The sequence below is a fragment of the Brevibacterium sp. CBA3109 genome (genome assembly GCF_040256645.1).
Taxonomy (GTDB): domain Bacteria; phylum Actinomycetota; class Actinomycetes; order Actinomycetales; family Brevibacteriaceae; genus Brevibacterium; species Brevibacterium koreense.
On the sequence record NZ_CP158281.1, the window covers coordinates 2,736,759 to 2,756,872 of the forward strand.

Annotated in this window: 21 protein-coding genes, 1 riboswitch and 1 other annotated feature; of the genes, 7 read left to right on the plus strand and 14 right to left on the minus strand. The window is 63.4% G+C overall.

Annotated features, from left to right (window positions below; all coding sequences use genetic code 11):
* Positions 1 to 24 precede the first annotated feature (24 nt).
* The 4 genes from AAFP32_RS12515 to AAFP32_RS12530 form a co-directional block, all read right to left on the minus strand.
* Entirely contained in the window at positions 25 to 462 is a 438-nt protein-coding gene (locus AAFP32_RS12515) for a DUF3817 domain-containing protein (RefSeq protein WP_101620777.1), read from the minus strand.
* 2 nt (positions 463 to 464) lie between these two features.
* Entirely contained in the window at positions 465 to 1,517 is a 1,053-nt protein-coding gene (locus tag AAFP32_RS12520) for an SURF1 family protein (protein ID WP_350269390.1), read from the minus strand.
* The gene (locus tag AAFP32_RS12525) at positions 1,477 to 2,610 is read right to left on the minus strand and encodes a GuaB3 family IMP dehydrogenase-related protein (protein ID WP_350269391.1); all 1,134 of its coding nucleotides are present in this window, start codon (positions 2,608 to 2,610) and stop codon (positions 1,477 to 1,479) included. Before AAFP32_RS12525 ends, AAFP32_RS12520 begins: the two co-directional genes overlap by 41 nt.
* An 83-nt stretch (positions 2,611 to 2,693) precedes the next feature.
* On the minus strand, positions 2,694 to 3,596 hold the full coding sequence (locus AAFP32_RS12530) for a LysR family transcriptional regulator (RefSeq protein ID WP_350269392.1): 903 nt from the start codon (positions 3,594 to 3,596) through the stop codon (positions 2,694 to 2,696).
* Positions 3,597 to 3,822: 226 nt separating this feature from the next.
* On the opposite strand from AAFP32_RS12530, the gene AAFP32_RS12535 reads away from it, so the two are divergent.
* Positions 3,823 to 4,563 carry a LysE family translocator gene (locus AAFP32_RS12535; protein ID WP_350269393.1) on the plus strand — a complete coding sequence of 247 codons (741 nt, stop codon included), beginning with the start codon at positions 3,823 to 3,825 and terminating at the stop codon, positions 4,561 to 4,563.
* A 361-nt stretch (positions 4,564 to 4,924) separates the two neighbouring features.
* Here AAFP32_RS12535 and panC read toward each other — a convergent pair whose 3' ends face one another.
* Together panC and panB are read right to left on the minus strand one after the other, a co-directional pair.
* Positions 4,925 to 5,776, minus strand: coding sequence for a pantoate--beta-alanine ligase (gene panC, locus AAFP32_RS12540; RefSeq protein ID WP_350271496.1), 852 nt, complete (start codon positions 5,774 to 5,776; stop codon positions 4,925 to 4,927).
* Entirely contained in the window at positions 5,776 to 6,714 is a 939-nt protein-coding gene (gene panB, locus AAFP32_RS12545) for a 3-methyl-2-oxobutanoate hydroxymethyltransferase (protein ID WP_350269394.1), read from the minus strand. The genes panC and panB overlap by 1 nt, the downstream gene beginning before the upstream one ends.
* A gap of 285 nt (positions 6,715 to 6,999) precedes the next feature.
* Between panB and nadA the strand changes: the two genes are divergently transcribed.
* The 4 genes from nadA to AAFP32_RS12565 are packed head-to-tail and all read left to right on the plus strand — an operon-like array spanning position 7,000 to position 12,127.
* The gene (gene nadA, locus AAFP32_RS12550) at positions 7,000 to 8,283 is read left to right on the plus strand and encodes a quinolinate synthase NadA (RefSeq protein WP_350269395.1); all 1,284 of its coding nucleotides are present in this window, start codon (positions 7,000 to 7,002) and stop codon (positions 8,281 to 8,283) included.
* A 7-nt stretch (positions 8,284 to 8,290) separates the two neighbouring features.
* The gene (nadB, locus tag AAFP32_RS12555) at positions 8,291 to 9,994 is read left to right on the plus strand and encodes an L-aspartate oxidase (RefSeq protein WP_350269396.1); all 1,704 of its coding nucleotides are present in this window, start codon (positions 8,291 to 8,293) and stop codon (positions 9,992 to 9,994) included.
* Positions 9,988 to 10,911, plus strand: a complete 924-nt coding sequence (nadC, locus tag AAFP32_RS12560; protein ID WP_350269397.1) for a carboxylating nicotinate-nucleotide diphosphorylase — start codon at positions 9,988 to 9,990, stop codon at positions 10,909 to 10,911. The genes nadB and nadC overlap by 7 nt, the downstream gene beginning before the upstream one ends.
* A gap of 1 nt (position 10,912) precedes the next feature.
* A complete protein-coding gene (locus AAFP32_RS12565; RefSeq protein ID WP_350269398.1) occupies positions 10,913 to 12,127 on the plus strand; it encodes a cysteine desulfurase family protein in 1,215 nt (404 codons plus the stop codon).
* Positions 12,128 to 12,176: 49 nt separating this feature from the next.
* Here AAFP32_RS12565 and AAFP32_RS12570 read toward each other — a convergent pair whose 3' ends face one another.
* The 4 genes from AAFP32_RS12570 to AAFP32_RS12585 all read right to left on the minus strand — a co-directional run bounded on the left by AAFP32_RS12570 (position 12,177) and on the right by AAFP32_RS12585 (position 15,358).
* Positions 12,177 to 12,398 carry a hypothetical protein gene (locus AAFP32_RS12570; RefSeq protein WP_350271497.1) on the minus strand — a complete coding sequence of 74 codons (222 nt, stop codon included), beginning with the start codon at positions 12,396 to 12,398 and terminating at the stop codon, positions 12,177 to 12,179.
* Positions 12,399 to 12,492: 94 nt separating this feature from the next.
* Entirely contained in the window at positions 12,493 to 13,362 is an 870-nt protein-coding gene (locus AAFP32_RS12575; protein WP_101598918.1) for an IS3 family transposase, read from the minus strand.
* Positions 13,324 to 13,452 (minus strand) — a sequence feature (AL1L pseudoknot). Its footprint overlaps the gene before it by 39 nt.
* Positions 13,413 to 13,724: a transposase gene (locus AAFP32_RS12580; RefSeq protein ID WP_350269399.1), complete on the minus strand. Its 312-nt coding sequence runs from the start codon at positions 13,722 to 13,724 to the stop codon at positions 13,413 to 13,415. Its footprint overlaps the feature before it by 40 nt.
* 35 nt (positions 13,725 to 13,759) lie before the next feature.
* Positions 13,760 to 15,358: a DUF222 domain-containing protein gene (locus tag AAFP32_RS12585; protein ID WP_350269400.1), complete on the minus strand. Its 1,599-nt coding sequence runs from the start codon at positions 15,356 to 15,358 to the stop codon at positions 13,760 to 13,762.
* 805 nt (positions 15,359 to 16,163) lie between these two features.
* On the opposite strand from AAFP32_RS12585, the gene AAFP32_RS12590 reads away from it, so the two are divergent.
* Together AAFP32_RS12590 and AAFP32_RS12595 are read left to right on the plus strand one after the other, a co-directional pair.
* Entirely contained in the window at positions 16,164 to 16,256 is a 93-nt protein-coding gene (locus AAFP32_RS12590) for a DUF1648 domain-containing protein (protein ID WP_350271498.1), read from the plus strand.
* Positions 16,257 to 16,313: 57 nt separating this feature from the next.
* On the plus strand, positions 16,314 to 16,502 hold the full coding sequence (locus AAFP32_RS12595; protein WP_350269401.1) for a hypothetical protein: 189 nt from the start codon (positions 16,314 to 16,316) through the stop codon (positions 16,500 to 16,502).
* Positions 16,503 to 16,505: 3 nt separating this feature from the next.
* Here the strand turns inward: AAFP32_RS12595 and AAFP32_RS12600 are convergent, their stop codons facing one another.
* The 4 genes from AAFP32_RS12600 to thiM all read right to left on the minus strand — a co-directional run bounded on the left by AAFP32_RS12600 (position 16,506) and on the right by thiM (position 19,792).
* Positions 16,506 to 17,237 carry a TenA family protein gene (locus AAFP32_RS12600; protein WP_009884999.1) on the minus strand — a complete coding sequence of 244 codons (732 nt, stop codon included), beginning with the start codon at positions 17,235 to 17,237 and terminating at the stop codon, positions 16,506 to 16,508.
* 94 nt (positions 17,238 to 17,331) lie between these two features.
* Positions 17,332 to 18,198, minus strand: coding sequence for a bifunctional hydroxymethylpyrimidine kinase/phosphomethylpyrimidine kinase (gene thiD / locus AAFP32_RS12605; RefSeq protein ID WP_096157395.1), 867 nt, complete (start codon positions 18,196 to 18,198; stop codon positions 17,332 to 17,334).
* Entirely contained in the window at positions 18,195 to 18,914 is a 720-nt protein-coding gene (gene thiE, locus AAFP32_RS12610; RefSeq protein WP_350269402.1) for a thiamine phosphate synthase, read from the minus strand. The genes thiD and thiE overlap by 4 nt, the downstream gene beginning before the upstream one ends.
* Positions 18,911 to 19,792 (minus strand): hydroxyethylthiazole kinase, encoded by an 882-nt coding sequence (gene thiM / locus AAFP32_RS12615; protein WP_350269403.1) that lies wholly within the window; start codon positions 19,790 to 19,792, stop codon positions 18,911 to 18,913. The genes thiE and thiM overlap by 4 nt, the downstream gene beginning before the upstream one ends.
* Positions 19,780 to 19,883: riboswitch (TPP riboswitch) on the minus strand. Its footprint overlaps the gene before it by 13 nt.
* Between the last annotated feature and the right edge of the window lie 231 nt (positions 19,884 to 20,114).

The window sequence follows — 20,114 nt, forward strand, 5'->3', positions numbered from 1 at the left end:
GCACCCAGTGCCCAACTACTGGTCTCAGCTCTTGGGAGCGACCACCACGGCCGCTGCCAGCTCCGCTTCGACCTGGCGGTGGATTCTACGTTCGAGGATGAACGACATCACAGGAACCACGCCTGCCAGGGCCAACACGATGTAGCGGCCCAGCGTCCAGCGCATCTGCTGGTTGAGCCAGAAACAGCCGATGAGGTAGACGACGTAGCACCAGCCGTGGCAGATCGCGATCGCGGCCGCCAGGTTGAAGCCGCCGAAGTTCAGTGCCGTCGAGGAATCAGCCGCGAGGAGATACTTGTAGACCATCTCGACGGTGAGGATGAGGAGCATCGTTCCGGTGATGATGGCCATCACACGATAGAACTTGCACGCATTGCGCGCCGAGGTGAAGCGCTTGACGCTCCACACATCGCTGTCATCGAAGTCGGGGCGGGAATCCTGGGACTCGGGTTCTTCGCTCACGCTCAGTTTCCTCCGGTCGGGGTGGTGTTGGTCGAATCGGCAGTGGCGTCAGTCGAGTCGGCGCTGCCACCGGCAGCGCGTCTGCCGCGGCGGGTGCGAGGCTTCTTCGCCCCATGCTTGCGGGTGGGAAGTCCGGTCAGTCCTGACATCACCTCGGGATCGATCGAGGACTGCCCTGCGGACTTGACGACAACATACTCGACTCGGCTAGTCAGATCCTGAGTATCAGGATCGCTGCCGAGTCGGCGCCGGACGAAGTCATCGCGTAGAAGCTGCCACCACATATACAGGGCCATGACGGCGAAGATCAGCCATTCGATCGCGTAGCCCGCGGACTGCAGATCGAATCCGCCCTCGTCCCGCGTCGTCGTCGGGGGCACGAAGGAGAGTCCGTCCGTCGCGATGGAGGCGGCGTCACCGGTGGCCTCCTCGGGGATGAGGAACCCCGAATAGGTCAGCAGGTCGGGGAACAGGTTGATCAGCTGTGCTGTTGAGACGCTGCGCACCTGCCCCTCGGGAAGAGAGTTACCGGGCATCGGACCCTCAACCGGGCCGATCTGTGCCTTCATCGTGACCGGGCCCTCGGCCGCACGGGATTCCATGGCGGTTTCCTCATCGGTGGTGAAACCGCGCAGAACCGGAATCGCGATGGTCTTGTCAGCGGCGGCACCGGCCGAATCGCCGAGGCGAGCGCCATCGGGCGCGAACATCGTCACGACCCAGTAGCCTTTGTCCCCATCAAGGACGCGCCCGGGGACGACGACCTGATCGTCCGGGAGCCAGTGTCCGGACAGGCTCACACGCTGGTCGGCGAGGATGCCCGGCATCGGGGCCTGGGCTTCCATAACGTCATTGAACGGTTCGATCTGCCCGACATCGGCCGATTCGACAGCATCGTTCTTGTGCTGAGCGCGGTCGACCTGCCATGCCGAGAGTCCGACGAAGCAGGTGACCATGATCAGCACGAAAAGCAGAGCCCCCAACCATTTGGGGGTCAGCGCCAGGCGGAACAGATCACACCACCGATCCAGGCTGATAGGGCGAGACGGTGACATCTACGCGCTGGAATTCCTTCAGATCGACATAGCCTGTGGTCGCGAGTGCACGACGCAGGGCACCGGCGAGATTGAGTTCGCCGATAGCGGTTCGTCCTGGTCCGAACAGAACCTGCTCGAGACTGCCCACGGTTCCCAATTCCACGCGGTGCCCGCGGGGAAGTTCAGGGTGGTGGGCCTCGGCGCCCCAATGCATTCCGCGGCCGGGGGCCTCGGTCGACCGGGCCAGCGCGGTACCGAGCATGACAGCATCGGCACCGACGCCGAAGGCCTTGACGATCTCACCGCTGGTGCCCAGCCCGCCATCGGCGATGACATGGACATAGCGACCGCCGGATTCGTCCATGTAATCACGCCGGGCAGCGTGGACATCGGCGATCGCGGTGGCCATCGGAGCGTGGAGACCCAGGGTCTTGCGTGTCGTCGCCGCCGCTCCCCCACCGAAGCCGACGAGAACGCCGGCGGCACCGGTGCGCATGAGATGCAGGGCCGCGGTGTAGGTGGCAGCGCCACCGACGATGACGGGAACGTCGAGTTCGTAGATGAACTGCTTGAGATTGAGCGGCTCCGCATTTGCGGACACGTGCTCGGCAGAGACCGTGGTGCCGCGGATGACGAAGATGTCGACACCGGCATCGACGACGGTCTTGTAGAACTGCTGGGTCCGCTGCGGTGTCAGTGCACCGGCGACGGTGACTCCTGCTTCGCGGATCTGTTCGAGTCGGGCCGTGATGAGCTCGGCCTGGATGGGTGCGGAGTAGAGCTCCTGCATCCGCGCCGTCGCCATCTCTGCAGGCAGCTGGGCGATTTCGGCCAGCAGTGGGGCGGGGTCCTCATAGCGGGTCCACAGGCCCTCAAGGTCGAGAACGCCCAGACCACCGTGCTGGCCCAGAGCGATCACGGTCTCCGGGGACATGGCGGAGTCCATGGGGGCACCGATGAATGGGAGAGCGAACCTGTAGGCGTCGATCTGCCAGTCCAGCGATACGTCCTCGGGATCTCTGGTCCGCCGAGCAGGGATGACGGCGATATCGTCGAGTGAATAGCCGCGACGACCGCGCTTGCCTTTGCCGATTTCGATTTCAGAACTCACCCGAACAGCCTATCCCACCGCTCTGACGCCGGGGACTCAGCTCACTATGAGGAACGGTGCGTCTCCCTGGGCAGAACGGTCTCTCAGCGGGCCAGATAGTCGGCCACAACTGCCTCGGCGGCGGTGACGAAGGACCGCACGTGCGGCAGGTGAGCCTCGCGCTCACGCACATGCATGACCACACGGCGCATGGGCGTGGGGTCGGTGAGGCCGACGGCGGTCAGACCCGGCCGCAGCTGGGCAGAAGACAGGCGGGGCAAGACGGTGATGGCCAGGTTCGAGGCGACGAGGGCGAGCGCGGCGAACTCGTCTTCCGAGGCGGCGAAGGTCCGGGGTTCGAATCCGGCGGCGGCGCACGCGAGGTCGACGACCCGGCTCGTCGGTCCCGCCCACAGATCGTAGTCGACCCACCGCTGGTCCTCGAGGTCTTTGAACGGGACGGACTCGAGCCTCGCGAACCGGTGCCTGTCCGAGACCACGACTCGGTAGTCGTCATCGAAGAGGACCGTGCGCGTCATTCCGGGCAGGTGGACCTCGTCATCCTGTGGAACTTCGCTGCGGATCTCGATCGTGCAGTGGCTGCGGCGGACCTTGGCCGGTTCATTGAGTTGGATGTCGAAGCGCATATCTGGGTGTTCGCGGGCGACCGGCTCGATGATCCCCGGCAGCAGTCCGGCGTTGAAGGACGTGAATGCTGCGATGCGCATGCGGGGTCGGTTCACGGTGCGGAAGCTCTCCACCAGGGTGTCGAGCCGGCTCAGGCCGGTGAAGACGTCCGCAGATTCCTCGGCCAGGCGTTTGCCCAGGTCCGTGATCTCGATGCCGCGGCCGGACCTGCGATAGAGGGGGACGCCGACGGACTTCTGCAGGGTGGTGATGTGCTGGCTGACCGTGGCCGATGTGTAGTTGAGGCTTCTGGCGGCGTCGACGACGGAGCCGGTGGCCACGACGGCCCGCCAGATACGCAGTCGGTTGAGATCCCACATGCGCTCAGACTAGCCGATGACTGTTCGGTGATGCCGAATGGTTGTTAGCAAATGATTGCTTTTCCCGATCTGTTGTATCGGGCTGACCTGCGGCAGAATTAAGACAGAGCTCGTCGCGTCTGTGTCGTATCGATTCGTGCGCATCACCTCGGGCCGTCATCGTGCAGCGTCGCATTTGCCACCCCGACCAGGTCACCCGCCTGGCCGCTGTCCTTGAAGGAGCACCATGACCGGACCCGAGCTCATCACCATCGCCGGAGCCGCGACCGTCCTGGCCGTCACTCCCGGCCCCGAGACGATCCTCACCGTTCGCCTCTCGGCCCTGCGCCGCAAGGCCGGGCTGATCTATTCGCTGGGCTCCGCCACCGGAATGACGATCTGGATGATCGCGGCTCTGACCGGCATCTCCGCCCTCCTCACAACTTTCCCTTCGGCCCTGCACGTACTCAAGGTCGTCGGAGGACTCTACCTGTGCCTGCTCGGTGTGCTGGCCGCCCGGCAGGCCCTGCGGATCCGCTCCGAACTGCGCGGGGAGCCTCCGCGCGGACAGGTCAGCGAGATCGTGGCGGCCACCGATGATCTCGACGAGCTTGTGGCCTCCGAGGCGGGTGCCGGCTCTCCTGCTGATGCGAGCACTGACTCCGGTGCGAAGAAGTCCTGGGGGCAGCTGCGGTCGGTCATCTCGTATCGTCGGGGCCTGATCTCTTCGTTGAGCAACCCGAAGGCGGGACTGTTCTTCCTCGCCGTCATGCCGACCCTGGTGCCATCCTCCGCCGCGGGTGTCGACTACCTGCTGCTGATCTCGGTCGTGATCGGACTGATGTTGGCCTACCAGATCCTTCTCGCCTTCATCGCCGGTATGGCCGCGGCTGCCCTGCAGAGGAGGAGCACCGACTTCTACATCGAAGCCGTCTCCTCCGCGGTCCTTGTGATCATGGGCATCGTCGTCATCGCTATCCCGGTGTAGCGCCAGCCCACGCCAGCGGCGAGCGTGTTGTCGGCCAGGTGCCGACAGCAGGTGCCGACAGCAGATTGGGAGGCAAGAAGGTGCGGGCCGAGGGCAATGCCCCGGCGCAGTCTCCGCCGTAACCGGTGCTGCCGACTCGGACGGTTCTGATTTCACTGTTGACACTGTCGGCGTCACTGTCAGCTTCACCGTTGGCTTCGACAGCGACGTCGACAGCGGCCTCGACAGCGACCTTGCTGAGTCAGTCAGCACACAACTGTCGATGTTCCCACAGGATGAATCGCGCGAAGAATCACGCGCAGCAGTCGATATCGTTTTCGCAGACTGGTGGAAATTGTTTTCGCAGACCGGTGGAAATGGATCACACAGAACGGTGGAATTCGAGGGGCACATTATCGATGAGGTGAGTTCCCCCAACGGTCACTGAGACGAGCAGCAGCGCCTGCCCCGCGAAGTCCTGTGCACACGGCTGAAAGGTCGTCGAGTCAACGAGGCCGAGATAGCCGAGGCTGAGGTCTCCCCGCTCAGCAGCTGCATCAAGCACGGCCTGCGCTGCAGCCTCAACACCGACCGGCGATCCATCGGAGGCCGCTTGGGCTGCGACGTCCAAGGCGCGAGGGATCGCCAGCGCGACTGCACGGTCAGCGGTCGCCAGGTATTCGTTGCGGCTCGACATGGCGAGGCCGTCTCCGTCGCGGACCACCGGCAGGCCGATCAGCTCGATGTCGAAGTTGAGGTCAGCGATCATGCGTTTGACCAGGCAGAACTGCTGGATGTCCTTGAGGCCGAAGATCGCCGAGTCCGGTGCCGCCAGGGTGAAGAGCTTGGCCACCACGGTCAGGACCCCGTCGAAATGACCTGGTCGTGCCGCGCCTTCGTACACCGTGCCCATCCGCCCGGACGACACCGTGACCTCCGGTGCTGCGGGGTACATCTCCCCCAACGCCGGAGCGAACACGAAGTCGACTCCTGCCGCCTCGCAGATTTCCAAGTCAGCCTGGAAGGGCCGCGGGTATCTGCCGAAGTCTTCGTCGGCGCCGAACTGCAGCGGGTTGACGAAGATGCTGGTCACGACCGAGTCTCCGGATTCTCGGGCCCGATCCATCAGTGCCCGGTGGCCGGAATGCAGGGCACCCATCGTCGGCACCAGAGACACGGTGCCCGACTGCCGTTTCCGCCAGGCACGCAGAGCCTGAATCCCACCGACCTCCATCACTGGAAGCTCCTCTCCGGCTCGGGGAATTCGCCACTCCTGACCTCATCGACATAGCGACCGACGGCATCGGAGAGCACCGAATGCAGGTCGGCGTAGCGTTTGACGAACTGTGGAGTTTTGCCGGTCCTCAGTCCTGCCATGTCCTGCCAGACGAGCACCTGGGCATCGCAGTCGGCACCGGCACCGATTCCCACGGTCGGAATCGTCATCTCCGCCGTGACCTGCGCGGCCAACCCGGCCGGAACCATCTCCATGACCACGGAGAACGCCCCCGCCTCGGCGACGGCACGGGCATCGGCCAAGAGCGCATCACCGGCATCCCCACGCCCCTGGACCTTGTACCCGCCGAGGTTGTGCTCGGCTTGAGGTGTGAATCCGATGTGGGCCATCACCGGTATGCCAGCGGTCGTGATCGCCCGGATCCGAGAAGCCACAGCCACTCCTCCCTCGAGCTTGACCGCGTGGACACCGGCTTCCTTCATGAAGCGCACGGCCGTCGCGACCGCCTGCTCGTCGGAGATCTCATAGCTGCCGAACGGCAGATCCGCGACGATCAGCGCCCGGGAGGTCGCACCGGAAACGGCTCGGGCCAGGGGAATGAGCTCATCGACGGTGACAGGCAGTGTGGTCTCGTGGCCGTAGACATTGTTCGCCGCGGAATCGCCGACCAGCAGCACCTCGACGCCGGCCTGCTCGAACAGTGCGGCCGTGTACTGGTCGTAGCTGGTCAGCATCGCCCAGCGCCGGCCCTGTGTCTTGGCTTTGATGAGGTCCAGAGTCCGCACCCGCCGAGGTGGTGCCGCAGCCGCACCGGCAGCAGCAGTGGATGCGGGGCCGCTCCCATAGGGCGGAGTCATCTCGGGCTGGTCGGATGTGGAGTTCTCAGGCTGTGCAGGTGCGGGTCGATCTGGTGTCGGACTATCGGGCAGGGGCATGGGCATCCTCTTCGGTCGGCCTTCGTCTGGTTGGCAACGCTGCGACAGCGCCGCATATGCGCAAGTCGGCGGCAGGCTGTAGTGCCGGCCGAATCGCGCGAGTTCACGTTCGGGTCGACTCGGGTTGCGAGCCAGTTTCCAGACTAGATCATCGACCCTGGTCCGCCGCACGGTGGTGTTTTACATTACGAGCAATGATGATTAAGCTCAAATCTGCGCAAAACTTTTCCGGGAGCGCGCTGACCTGTTCCACGGGCGCGCCGCTCCACTCTGCGAAGGACGATGATGACCACAACAGCCTCGATCGAGCTCACCCTCAAGGACATCTCCGCGAAGGGCAAGAACGACGAAATGTGTTCGACCGACCTCATCGATGCCCCGTGGGACGTCGACGCCAAGCCTGGCTATGGGCCCGGCGCTTCGATGGACGATTCGATTCCCGTCGCAGCCCCACGCCAGGGTGAGATCCCCGCTGAGTACCGGGATGCCTCGGCGGACGAGCTCAATGACCGGATCATCCGCGCCAAGGAGAAGCTCGGCGACCGGGTCGTCATCCTCGGCCACCACTATCAGCGCGTCGAGGTCGTCGAGCACGCGGATTACATCGGCGACTCGTTCATGCTCGCCAAGGCTGCCCAGAATCATCCCGAGGCCGAGGCGATCGTCTTCTGCGGCGTCCATTTCATGGCCGAGACCGCTGACCTGCTCTCCACACCCGAACAGTCGGTCATCCTGCCCAACCTCGCGGCCGGTTGCTCGATGGCTGATATGGCCGACATCGACCAGGTCGAGGACTGCTGGGAACAGCTGACCGATCTGTTGGGTGACGAGTCTGATGCTGACGGCAAGGTGCCCGTCATCCCGGTGACCTACATGAATTCCTCGGCCGCGATCAAGGGATTCTGCGGCCGCAACGGCGGCATCGTGTGCACCTCTTCCAACGCCGAGGTGGTCCTTGAGTGGGCCTTCGAGCGCGGTCAGCGTGTGCTCTTCTTCCCCGACCAGCACCTGGGCCGCAACACCGCTCTGAACATGGGCATCGACATCGAGGCCATGCCACTGTGGAACCCGGCTCGACCCCTGGGCAACAACTCCCCCAGCACCATCGAGGACTCGAAGGTCATCCTGTGGCAGGGATTCTGCTCGGTGCACAAGCGCTTCACCCCCGCACAGATCGACAAGGCACGCGTCGATCACCCCGATGTGCGCGTCATCGTCCACCCCGAGTGCCCACAGGAAACCGTGGCCGCCGCCGATGAGTCCGGGTCGACGGCCTACATCACGAAGGCCATCGCCGAGGCGACCGAACCGACCACGTTCGCCATCGGCACCGAGATCAACCTCGTTCAGCGGCTGGCGGCCGAGCATCCCGAGCACACCATCTTCTGCCTCGATCCCGTCGTGTGCCCGTGCTCGACGATGTACCGGATCCACCCCGGCTACATCGCCTGGGTCCTCGAATCGCTGCTCGACGGCACCGTGATCAATCAGATCTCCGTCGACGCCGAGGTGGCCGATCCGGCCCGTGTATCCCTGGAGCGGATGCTCGCCGCGAAGCCGCGGATCTGAGCGGCTCGTGAGTCACGTACTCATCATCGGCTCCGGCATCGCCGGGCTGACCACCGCTCTGCGGCTGGCCGGCAGACACGAGGTCACCGTGGTGACCAAAGACGGTGTGGGCGAGTCGAATACGGCCATGGCCCAGGGCGGAATCGCCGGAGTGCTCGCAGCCGATGACACCGTCGAAGCCCACGTCGCCGACACCCTGGTCGCCGGTACCGGGCTCGGCGATGAGGCCGCCGTCCGCGTGCTGTGTACCGAGGGCCCTGACCGAATCCTCGAGCTTGCGGCCGCAGGTGTCGACTTCGACCGCGACAGGACCGGTGAATGGTCGCGCGGCCTGGAGGGCGCGCATTCGATTCCGCGCATCCTCCATGCCGGAGGCGACGCCACCGGCAAAGCGATCATCGAGGCGCTGACGAACGCACTTCGTGCCGCAGTCGCTGCCGGCAGGGTCCGATTGCTCGAGCACACGATGCTTCTCGACCTGGTCACCGCACCTACGGGGCCTTCGGAGGCTACGGGTCCTGCAGGTTCTGCGGTTCCTACGGGGCCGGCGGGGTCTGTGGTTCCTACGGGGCCGGCGGGGTCTCCAGCGAGACACACGAGCAGGTGCACCGGAGTGTCGCTGCTGCGCAACGGAGTCCACGAATTCCTCGCGGCCGATGCAGTGATCCTGGCGACAGGTGGGGCGGGTCAGCTCTACGCCCACACGACGAATCCTGAAGGCGCAACCGGCGATGGACTGGCCGCCGCGATCCGTGCAGGCGCCGCCGTGTCCGACATGGAGTTCTACCAATTCCATCCCACCGCGTTGGCCGGATCCGGGTTCCTCATCTCCGAGGCGGTCCGTGGCGCCGGAGCTCTCCTCCTCGACGCGAACGGTCACCGGTTCATGCCAGACATCGATCGCCGAGGTGAGCTGGCGCCCCGTGATGTCGTGGCCTTGGCGATCCACCGGAGAATGGCCGAACAGAATGGTCTCCCCTGCTATCTCGATGCCCGATCTGTTCCCGAAGTCGTGACTCACTTTCCCAGCATCGCCCGCGGCCTGGCTGCTCATGGTTTCGATCTGGCCGCCGATCTCATCCCGGTCACACCGGCCGCCCACTACTTCATGGGCGGCATCAACACTGACCTGGACGGACGCACCAACATCGCAGGACTCTTCGCCGTCGGCGAGGTCGCCTGCAGCGGTGTGCACGGTGCCAACCGTCTGGCCTCGAACTCCCTGCTCGAGGGAGCCGTCTTCGGAGCCCGCGCGGCCGAGGCGATTGCGACGGAGTTCGAAACGCGAACGGGGCCGATACCGGAACCGAGCCGAGCATCGCATTCGGCGACGGCAGCGTCGTTGTCGTTGTCGACGAAACTCGGTTCGTCCTCCAACCGGATCTCCCGTGAGGAACTCCAAGAACTCGCGTGGACCCACCTCGGCGTGGAACGAGAGGGACACGGACTGCGCACCGTGCTCGACCGCCTCGGCGAGGGTAGGCCGCTCGTCACTGATGTTGAACCTGCCGAATTCCGCGAAGGATTCGAGACTGCGAATCTTGCGCATATTGCGCGATACATCGCGGCTCAGGCCCTCGCCAGGCAGGAGAGTCGAGGTGCCCACACCCGCACCGACTTCCCCACGTCCGGCGCACTGTCGACGCGACGGCCCGAATCCGTCGACCTCATGTCCACCTCTTCCCTGCTTCAGGAGGCCGCCTCATGCTGAGCGCCACGACCATCGACTCCGCTCTCCGTCTCGCTCTCGACGAGGACGCACCGTGGGGCGACATCACCGGTGAGACGTTCATCCCGGCCACCGCCTCGGCGACGGCGAAGCTGAGCGCACGCGAGGCCGGAGTCCTTGCTGGAATCGATGTGTTCGCTCGTGCCTTCACCCTTGTCGACCCGAGCGCCGATGTGGATCTGACCAGCGCCGATGGCAATGCCTTCGCAGCTGGTGACACGTTGGCGACAGTGTCGGGCCCCGCCCGAGCAGTCCTGCGAGCCGAGCGGATCGCACTGAACTTCTGCCAGCGGATGAGCGGAATCGCGACTCAGACCAGAGCCTTCGTCGATGCAGCATCGTCGAATTCCGCAGGCACGAACACGGACGGTCGTGGTGTGCGCATCGTCGACACCCGGAAGACCACACCAGGCCTGCGGGCCTTTGAGAAGCACGCGGTGGTCTGCGGCGGTGGGCACAACCACCGGTTCGGACTCTCGGACGCGGTCATGGTCAAGGACAATCACCTGGCCGTCCTCGCAGGTGAGGGGGCAGATGTAGCGGCCGCGATCCGCTCGGCTCGGGACCGACTGTCGCATACGACGACGATTGAGGTTGAGGTCGATCGCCTCGCGCAGATCCAGGCGGTACTCGACGGCGGCGCCGACATCATCATGCTCGACAATTTCTCCCTGGCAGATCTGCGTGCCGGCGTGGAGCTCATCGCCGGACGAGCGATCGTCGAGGCCAGCGGAAATGTCTCTCTCGAGACCGTCGGTGATATCGCCGCCACCGGAGTCGACGTCATCTCCTCCGGGGCACTGACTCACAGTGTCCGCGCGATCGACCTGGGACTCGACCTGGACCTGACAGCCGAGGTCGGCGGAGTTGAGTCCGACAGCAGTGTGGGGCTGAGCTGAGATGGGACTCGAACAGGAGCCAGAGGCGAAGGCACCGCTCTACCTCGACACTGCTTCGGCGGCACCCGTGCGCAGGGAGGCACTCGAGGCGGCCTGGCCATATCTGACTGGTGCGTTCGGCAATCCTTCGAGCCATCATGAGGTCGGCCGCACCTCGGCAGACGCGCTCAAGGACGCGCGTAGACGAGTGGCGAAGGTGCTCGGCGTGCGCAGCACTGACATCGTCTTCACCAGCGGCGGTACCGAATCCGACAATCTTGCGATCATCGGTATCGCTCTCGGGGCTCTAGCCGATGGCGATGCTGACCCCGGTGCAGGACCGGACGCTCCGCCACCTCGGCGACATATCGTGACCTCTGCTCTGGAGCATGAGGCGGTGCTCGCCGCGACGGATTTCCTGGCTCGTCGGCACGGGTTCGAGATCACAGTGGTGCCCGTCGGACCCGATGGCACGATCGCGGTTGAGGCACTCCGTTCGGCACTGCGCGAGGACACGCTCCTGGTCAGCCTGGGGTATGTGAACAACGAGATCGGCACGGTCGCCGATATCGCAGCCCTGGCCAAGGTTGCTCACGATGCTGGCGCACTGTTCCACACCGATGCCGTGCAGGCTGCGGGTTGGCTCCCGCTGAGCGGACTCGGCGTCGATGCCATGAGCCTGGCCGGGCACAAGGTTGGTGCGCCGAAAGGTATCGGAGTCGCTGCAATTCGCGCACGGATCCCTCTTGAACCGCTTATCCACGGTGGCGGTCAGGAGTCTGGGCGTCGATCGGGGACGGAGAACGTTGCCCTTGCCGTCGCGTTTGCCACCGCGCTGGAACTCGCCGAGGCGGAGCGAGTTGAGATCGCTGACCGTGTCCTGGCCATCCGGGATGATTTCATCGCAGAGGTGCTGACCACGGTCTCCGGAGCGTTCCTCACAGGCAGTGACTGCTCGCGAACTCCGAATCATGCTTCGTTCTGTTTCTCAGGCACCAGTGGTGAGGCCGTACTGCTCGAACTTGAACGCCTGGGCGTCACTGCTTCGAGTGGTTCCGCCTGCGCCGTCGGGTCAGATGAGCCATCGCATGTGCTCACCGCGCTAGGTATTGCTGATGATGTCGCGAAGACGAGTGTGCGCTTTACTTTCCCAGCAGGCTTCACCGCCGAGGAGGGGCGTCGGGCAGCGCATTCCGTATCTGCTGCGGTGAAGAATTTGGCTCTCAGTTACACCTGAGCGTCCTGAGCGTCCCCAGCGGTCTGAGCAGACTGAGCGGCCTGAGCGGTCATTCGTCGAAGAGTGTGTCGATGACTTCTTGAGCCACGAACCTCGCATGCAATATCGGCCGCCTCGCCGGATCAATCGATGCCGGCGGAACCCACGCAGGACGCCCGTCTTTGAGCATCACTGTCTCCCAGTCCGATCTGTCCAGAAGGTGGTGATGGGCAGAACAACTCAACGTCATATTATTGACATCCGTCCGACCTTCTTGTGCCCACTCAACAATATGGTGAGCATCGCACCATCCCGGCGGTGCATCACATCCCGGGAACGTACACTGTCAAGCACCGGGTTTCATAGAGGCTGTTTTTCCTGGTTTTCTATGCAGCTACGCTCGCGGTCGCACCCTGGTTGGTCCACTCAGCTTGGACCTCGAACGGAGGTCGATATCCGATCGCCGAATGCAGTCGTTGCCGGTTGTACCACCCGATCCATTTCGATGTCGCTGCCATCACCTCGATCAACCCCGACCATTCGCGACGGTCGATCAGTTCCGCTTTGTAGACTGAATTCAGTGCTTCAGCCATGGCATTATCGTATGAGTCCCCGCGTGACCCCACCGACGCCACGATCTCGGATTCTGCCAGAGTCTCGCCATAGCGAATCGACCTGAATTGGACTCCGCGATCCGAGTGGTGGACAAGCCCGGACACGTCTTCGCCGGCCCGGAACTTCGCTGCCAGAGCCATCGTCAACGCGTCCCTGGCCAGCGACTCACGCATATGATTCGTCACCTGCCAACCCACGATCTCGCGGTGGAAGACGTCGAGAATGAACGTTGTGTATACCCACCCAGCCTGGGTCGGAATATAGGTGATGTCGGCGACCCAGAGACAGTTCGGACCCTCAGCTGTGAACTCACGTTCGACGAGATCCTCCGGGCACTCCTCGGCCCTGGCCGAGGCCGTCTTCGGACGCTTCCGCCGACGACGAACCCCGTCAATGCCCAGCTGGCGCATCAACCGCTCGACCGTGCACCGAGCGATATTCCCGAACCGGTCCGCATACTCGCGGTTGATCGCCTTCCACATCTTCCGCACCCCGTAACAGGAATAGTTCGCCTCGTAGACGTCCCGGATGGCGGTCTTGAGCTCCCGGTCCCGGACAGCACGGGCTGAAGGCTGGCGTAATTTGTACGCGTAATACGAGCTCACAGCAATCCGTGCAGCAGTCCCTGAAAGGGCGCGCACGATTGGCTCGACTCCGAACTCGTCGCGGTTGTTGTCGATGAAATCGACGATTACTTGGATGGGCGGTCGAGCTCCGCCGCGAAGAAAGCCGACGCCCGGCGAAGTATCTCGTTTGCCCGTTTCGCTTCGGTCAACTCGGCGCGCAGTCGACGGTTTTCGGCCTCAAGGTCGACCGACTCCGTCGGCGTGGCTCTGCCGGAGTCCTTGTGCTTGCGCACCCAAACTCGCAGGGTCTCCTTGCTCAGGCCGAGTTCGTTCGCGACGCGGGTGATTGCCCTGCTCGCGGTCTCAGGATCGGCCTGGGCATGCATGACGAGCTCGACGGCACGAGCTTTGAGCTCATCGGTGTATTTCACTGGCATGAGACAATCTCCTTCTTCCAATCTCCCTGCCTCTATTATCCCCGGAGCGATTCACACCCCTGATCTCGTGCAGTCAGGACCGCGATCTGTTTCGCATTCGCGAACCGATTCTCCGTCACGACCTGCATCGTCTTCGCCTTCTCCGAAATGAGTTCGAAGAACACCGCCCCGTTGAGGCCATTGCGAGCCAGTTCGCTGATCGGGACCGGGTTCTCAGTACCTGTGGTGCCGGTACCGGTTCCGTTCGCGAGGTCTTCGGCCTTCGCGGTGACGACTAACGCGTATTGTGCGCCTTGGCCGGTGCGTGTCATGTCTATTCTGCCGATGAGTGTCGCGAAGCGTTCGTAGATCCACTCCTGAGCACTCAACCTCTGCCCGGTCATGTCGACGAGGGTGCCGTCTTCTAAGACACCGGACTCGCTCACATCCGATGCGCTGTTGTCGCTGCTGTTGCTGGTGTTGTTTGCGATTTTGGTTCGTGCTGTCAGCAGCCCGTTGAGTTGCCCGCCCGTGACGGGGTCAAGGAGACCGGCAAGTTCCCAGTCACCGTTGTCACGGGCATGCATCGTGACCTTGTACATGGACCGGTCCGTGGCATTGATGGGTTCTTGCCCATCGGGATCAATATGGGCCAGGATCCGAGCGAAGATCGCTCGCAGGTCATGGACCCGCACACTTGGTGCTTTTTCCACGAGTGTTGTTTCGGCATAGTCGCGATTGGCTTGGGTGGTCCAGGTGGGTAGTTTCTTCAAGCAGTCCTTGATGACCGTGGCCTGATCGGCGGAGAGTCGGCCTTCGTTGAAGGCATCAGCGACCGTGGGAAACAGTGGTGCTTGTGGCTGCCCGGTCAGAGTCACCCGTCCGCCGAGGTTTTTGGCCATGTCGGTGCGGCGGTTGGCTTCGCGGCTGGTGATGTTCAACCTGTCTTGGATGAGGGCCTTCGTTGTTTTAGCACCATAGTCAGTCGGTGTTCCCACTCGTTCACATACTGCCAATGCCAGGGTGGATAGTGCTTCGTTGACTCGGTGGAGGGCTTCGAGTCCGTCGATGAGTGTGATCGCATCATCAGGACCCATCAATCGGTCGAAGGTCCGCAGCCCGTCCTTGAGTCCACTGAGTGCGGTGAGGCTGGTCGTGACTTCGGGAGCGAAGCGTGAGAGGTCTGTCCATTCCTCGCTCGAGAGCAGAGGGTGCGGACTCGAAGTGTTGGAACCAGTTTCGGTGGGGTCCGACTGACCTGAACCATCGGTTGCCGGTGCGGTACCGGCCACGGCGGAGTCATCGCCGGGCACCGCTTTGTTGGCACTATCGGTCTCGTCGGTCCCATTGCCGTCAGTAGATTCCGCACCCTCGGCTGCCGGCTCCACGTCCTCGCTCGGTACCTCGTTCGCCACAGCTGGTTCACCAGTAGGTACAGGCGCGAGTGCTTCGAAGGTTTTCGCGAGGGGGTGGCCGGTGAGGTCGAGGTTGGAGTCTTTGAGCTGGTCAAACAACGTCAACTCATCATCAGAAGAAACTGCATCATCAGCAGAAGACACATCAGCTGCGTCTGGACCCGTGGCGGCATCACTGGAATCGGAGCGTGGGTCACGCTTTTCCGGGTTTCCTGGGGTGCGGTCGGGGGTGAGAGTCATGGTACCGAAGTCCATTCGCCAACATCGTCGTTGCTCTTCTTTCAATTATACATTCATTTCGATCATTTGCACCCTCTTTTTCGAATCTTGTTCGATCATGATTTGATTCTTGTACCTATTGATGGCCCATAAATCTTGAGATGTTTGCAACGCCCCAGGTCAGCATCCCTCCGATCGAACGCGGCACTACCAATACCCCAAGGTCGCCTCCGGCATAGTCGGGCAGAGACGGTTGCGGCTCCGTCCCCTCACAGGCATTCACTCGCGAGCATTCACACGCGCGGAAGCGTAAATGGCATGCAGGCCACTTGTTGCCAGGTGGCCCTATCTTTCTTTTCGAGCCGGGAGGAAAATGGAGACATGCATTCGATACGGGTGTGAGGAGGCCGTCATGGATCTGCTGATTCTATTCATCATGGGTATGTGTTTCGCTACCGTCGTGTTCTTCGTCGGACGTTTTGCCTGTCCGCGACACGACCGAGTCCCCCTGATAGAAGTCGACCATGTGCTCCTGTGGACCACCCTGCGTCGCGGTTGGCATGCGATGGGCTCATTGGGCCCCACGCCTCCGGGCAGAAGCGGTCCATCAGGGAGCCATCCGGCCTGATCTCTCCCGACACCGGGCACCAGGCTATCGGGCACCCGACACTTGGCACCGGGCACCGGATAGCCTGGCAATGTGCCTTCCTCAACGAGACCGAATCTGAGCCGGCGCCCTGGAACCGCTGCGTTGATCTTCGCAGCGGCGTCCCTGGCGGTGCTCATCTCTACCGCGTTCTGGGTTTGGTTAAACGCACCCGACCAGGTGCCGAGCCATTTCGGGGCAAACGGTCAACCCGACGACTGGGCGTCGAAGGGTGAGGTATTCGCGTGGCTCGTTCCCTTGGGAGTGGGATAGGAGTACTGGATACAGCGCGGCGAACGCGTCTATCTCTTCGACTGTCTGATGGAGTTCATGCGAATCACCGCTGGTGCCTGCGCTCTGCTGTTCGCCTTGTCTCTTGTGCAGACGCTCAGCGTCGGGTTAGGCAGATCGTGGCCGGAATCCCTTGTCTTCCTCCCGACCGGCATCTTCCTTGCCATCGTCGCAATCGCACTGTGGAATCTCTTCCGCCGTCTCAAACCAGACGTCACCAACGACTAGTGCTCAGCTCTGCGGCACGAACACTCCTGCATCCCAGCCTTGGAGCGCATGGGCAGAGGCCCAGAAGTGGAGTTCGTACACACAGGCCTGCTCGAACGTGGCACGCATTCTTGCGGCCACCTCGGCGGGGGCATTGGTGAGTTCCTGTTCAAGCAGCTGTACGGCCTGCCGGGTCGACTCATCGAATTCAGGTGAGTCGTAGGTCTGGACCCAGGTGCGGTAGGGGTGGTCAGCACTCATCTGGCCGGCCCGTTCGACGAGGACCTTGCCCATGTGTGCGTAGACCCAGAAGCACGGCAGCACTCCGGCCACGCCTTCGCCATAGGAGCGGCTGGCAGCGGTGGCCACGAGGTAGGACACGTAGCCCAAGGTGGTGGGTGAGGCCTTGAAACCGGCTCCGCTGCTGACGAGTTCATCGTGGGACGCGGCCAGGCGAGAATCGGCGAGCAGCTCACCGTGCATCTCCTCTTCCACACTGATGGCCTCGGCTGCCGAACTGGCCCAGAATCGTGCTTCGTCCCGGTCGTTGGCTCCGGCGGCGAGGAAGGACATCGCCTTCGCGTAACCGGTGAGGTAGATGCCGTCTTGGATGATGTAGTTCGTGAAGGCCTTCACATCGAGGCTGCCCTCGGCGAGCTGGCCGAGGAAGGGCAGGCGCTCGATCTGTTCGACGATCGGGCGGACACGGTCCCACAGCTGAGTGGTCTGGGGGCCTGCGGAAAAGTCTGTCGTCATTGATATCTCCCTTGTTCAGGGGACCTCGGCGGTCCCACAGCGTCTTTGAGCGGTATTCGGATGGCAAGCCCATCCGGGTGTGTGACTGGTTGTTCTAACGGCGGACGATGTCGACCTGGTGGTCGACGGGTCCGTGAGCGCCCTTCGGATCGAAGCTGACCTGCCAGTTCGCGGCGGACTTCAGCGCCCGAGCCAGATAGTTCAGGGCATTGTCGACGGCTTCGTGGAGGAGATCCGAGCTCACATCGTCAACTGCACGTGCACGCTTGAGCACGGCCACCTCGGCGGTGATCGCGGCCGACAATGTGCACCCGGTTCCGTGCGTATTCGGTGTCTCCACTCGTGGGTGGGTGAACTCAGTGACCGTGCCTTCTGCGGTGACGAGAACGTCGGCGACATCGCCCTCGATCGCGTGCCCACCCTTGAGCAGCACCGCGCGCGGTCCGCGGTGGACGAGCTGTCTGGCCTGGACCAACATCTCCTGCGGGTTCTTCGCCACGGGCTCGTCGTCGCCGATCAGCAGCGCAGCTTCGGGCAGGTTCGGGGTGATGAGGTCGGAAACCGGGAGCAGGTGATCGCGGACGGCGGTCACGGCATCGACCTCGAGGAGGCGGTGCCCGGACGTCGCGACCATGACCGGGTCCACGGTGTAGAAGCCCAGCTGGCCCTGGGCCGCTCGTGCGACGACGAGTTCGACGAGGGAGCGTGAGCCGAGCATCCCCGATTTCGTGGCATCGACGGGCATATCGTTGAGCACACTGTCGAGCTGGTCGGAGACGAAGTCATCGTCGATTCCATAGACCCGCGAAACGCCGTGCGTGTTCTGCGCGACCAGAGCGGTGATGGCCGTGGTGCCCAGCACCCCGCGGGCCGTGAAGGTCTTGAGGTCGGCGTGGATGCCGGCTCCCCCACTGGGGTCGGTGCCTGCGATGGACAGTGCGATGGGTGGCCGTGTGGTCACTGAGCTGCCTCCGCGAGTCCGTCGCCGAATTCCGCGAGCAGTTCTTCGGCTGCGGCACGCGGATCCTCGGCGCGGCAGATGGCAGAGACCACACAGATCCCGAGCAGACCGCGGCCCCTCAGTTCGGCGGCACGATCGGTGCTGATCCCTCCGATGGCAACCGCGGGAAGTCCCGCTTCACCCACAAGCTCGCCGAGGCGGTCGGGCCCGATCCCGTCGGGTGCGTCGGTTTTCGTCGTGGTGTCGTAGACGGGCCCGATGCCGACGAGGTCGACGACGCCGGATTCCCGGGCGGCTGCGAATTCGGTGCTGTTGGCCGCCGACAGCCCGAGCAGCGGTTCGGGGCCGATGAGTTCGCGTACTTCTTCGACCGGGGTGTCGGATTGTCCGACGTGAATGTGGACTTCTTCTCCCTCGGCGAGGAGTCGCTGGGCGACCGCGACTCGGTCGTTGAGGACGATGGGGACACGACGGTTCGTGTCGACCAGAACGCTGTCGACGGCTGCGATGACCTCACGAGTCAACGTGTAGAACGCATCGTCGTCGATGTCCTTGTCGCGGACTTGCACGATCCCCACTCCCCCGCCCACAGCCTCGCGGACGGTATCGACGACGCTGCGTCCGGCTTCGCGGCACTGTGCCGAATCGGTGACGAGGTAGAGCCGGGCATCGATTCCGGCCAGGCGGGAGTTCACCTCGGGAGTCGAGGCGCTCATGACTGTGCTCCGTCGATCGGATCGGTTTCGATCGCCTCGGCGTCGATCGCACTTGATTCGACCCTGTCTGATTCGACGTGGACCCCAGCCAGATCATCACCCGTGATCGTGTGCAGCGCGTCGAGGAAGTTCACGGAGAAGCTGCCGGGTCCGCGTGCTCCCTCGGCGGCGGTCTCACCGGCGACCTTGAAGTGAGCGTGGGCTGCGACCACGGCCTCGAACCTCGCCGAGGCGGTCGTTGCGCCAACGAGGTACGCGGCGGTGACTGCGCCGAGAGAGCATCCGGCGCCGATGACAAGCGGCATAAAGGAGTGTCCCCCGCTGAGGCGGGCGACATGGTCGACCCCGTCGATATGAGCGACGATCGCGTCCTTGGGACCTGAGACGGCAACGATTGCTCCGGTGGACTTGGCCAGTTCGGCCGCGGCCGGAATCACCGCATCAACCTCGTCGGTGGAGTCCACTCCCCGACCACCCAGGCCCACTCCGGCCAGTGCCGCGATCTCGGAGGCGTTGCCACGGATGGCAGTGGGTGAAGAGTTCGCCGCGCGACGGATTCGTGTGGTCCGGAAGTCGACCGCCCCAATGCTCACCGGGTCGAGGACCCACGGCTTGGAGTCTTCATTGGCTGCGTCGATGGCGGCGTCAGCGGCAAGGAACTGCTGATTCGTGGCGGTGCCGAAGTTGACCAGCAGTCCGCTGGAGATGCGCGTGAACTGTGCGGCATCGGCCTCGTGGTCGAGCATCGCCGGGGCGGCACCGACGGCCAGGAGCACGTTGGCGCTGAATTGCTGCACAACGGTGTTCGTGATGCATTGGATGAGTGGATTGCTCGCACGCAGTCGTGCATTGGCAGAACGCAGGTCGAAGTCAACCATGACGATCCCTTCGCTAGTATGGCCCAGATCAGGTTCGATGGGTGTTCTCTCAGCCTCACGCGATCAACGTCAGGCACCCCATGTCATTGCCCACGACTGTATCAGCACGTCTGAAGTTGGGCGAAGCGGCAACGCTGAGGAGCGCGAGCGGAAACCTGAGAAGAGCAAACCGGAACCCGGGCCCACCTCGGCGCCTATATGCCAACACATCGAGCGGACCACTGATCATCGAGGGCACCAGTTGCAACTGGTACTTTCGACGCTCAGTGGTCCGCTCGATGAGCTTGCTTGGCGAGAGGGCGACCGGCGCTAACCGCGACCG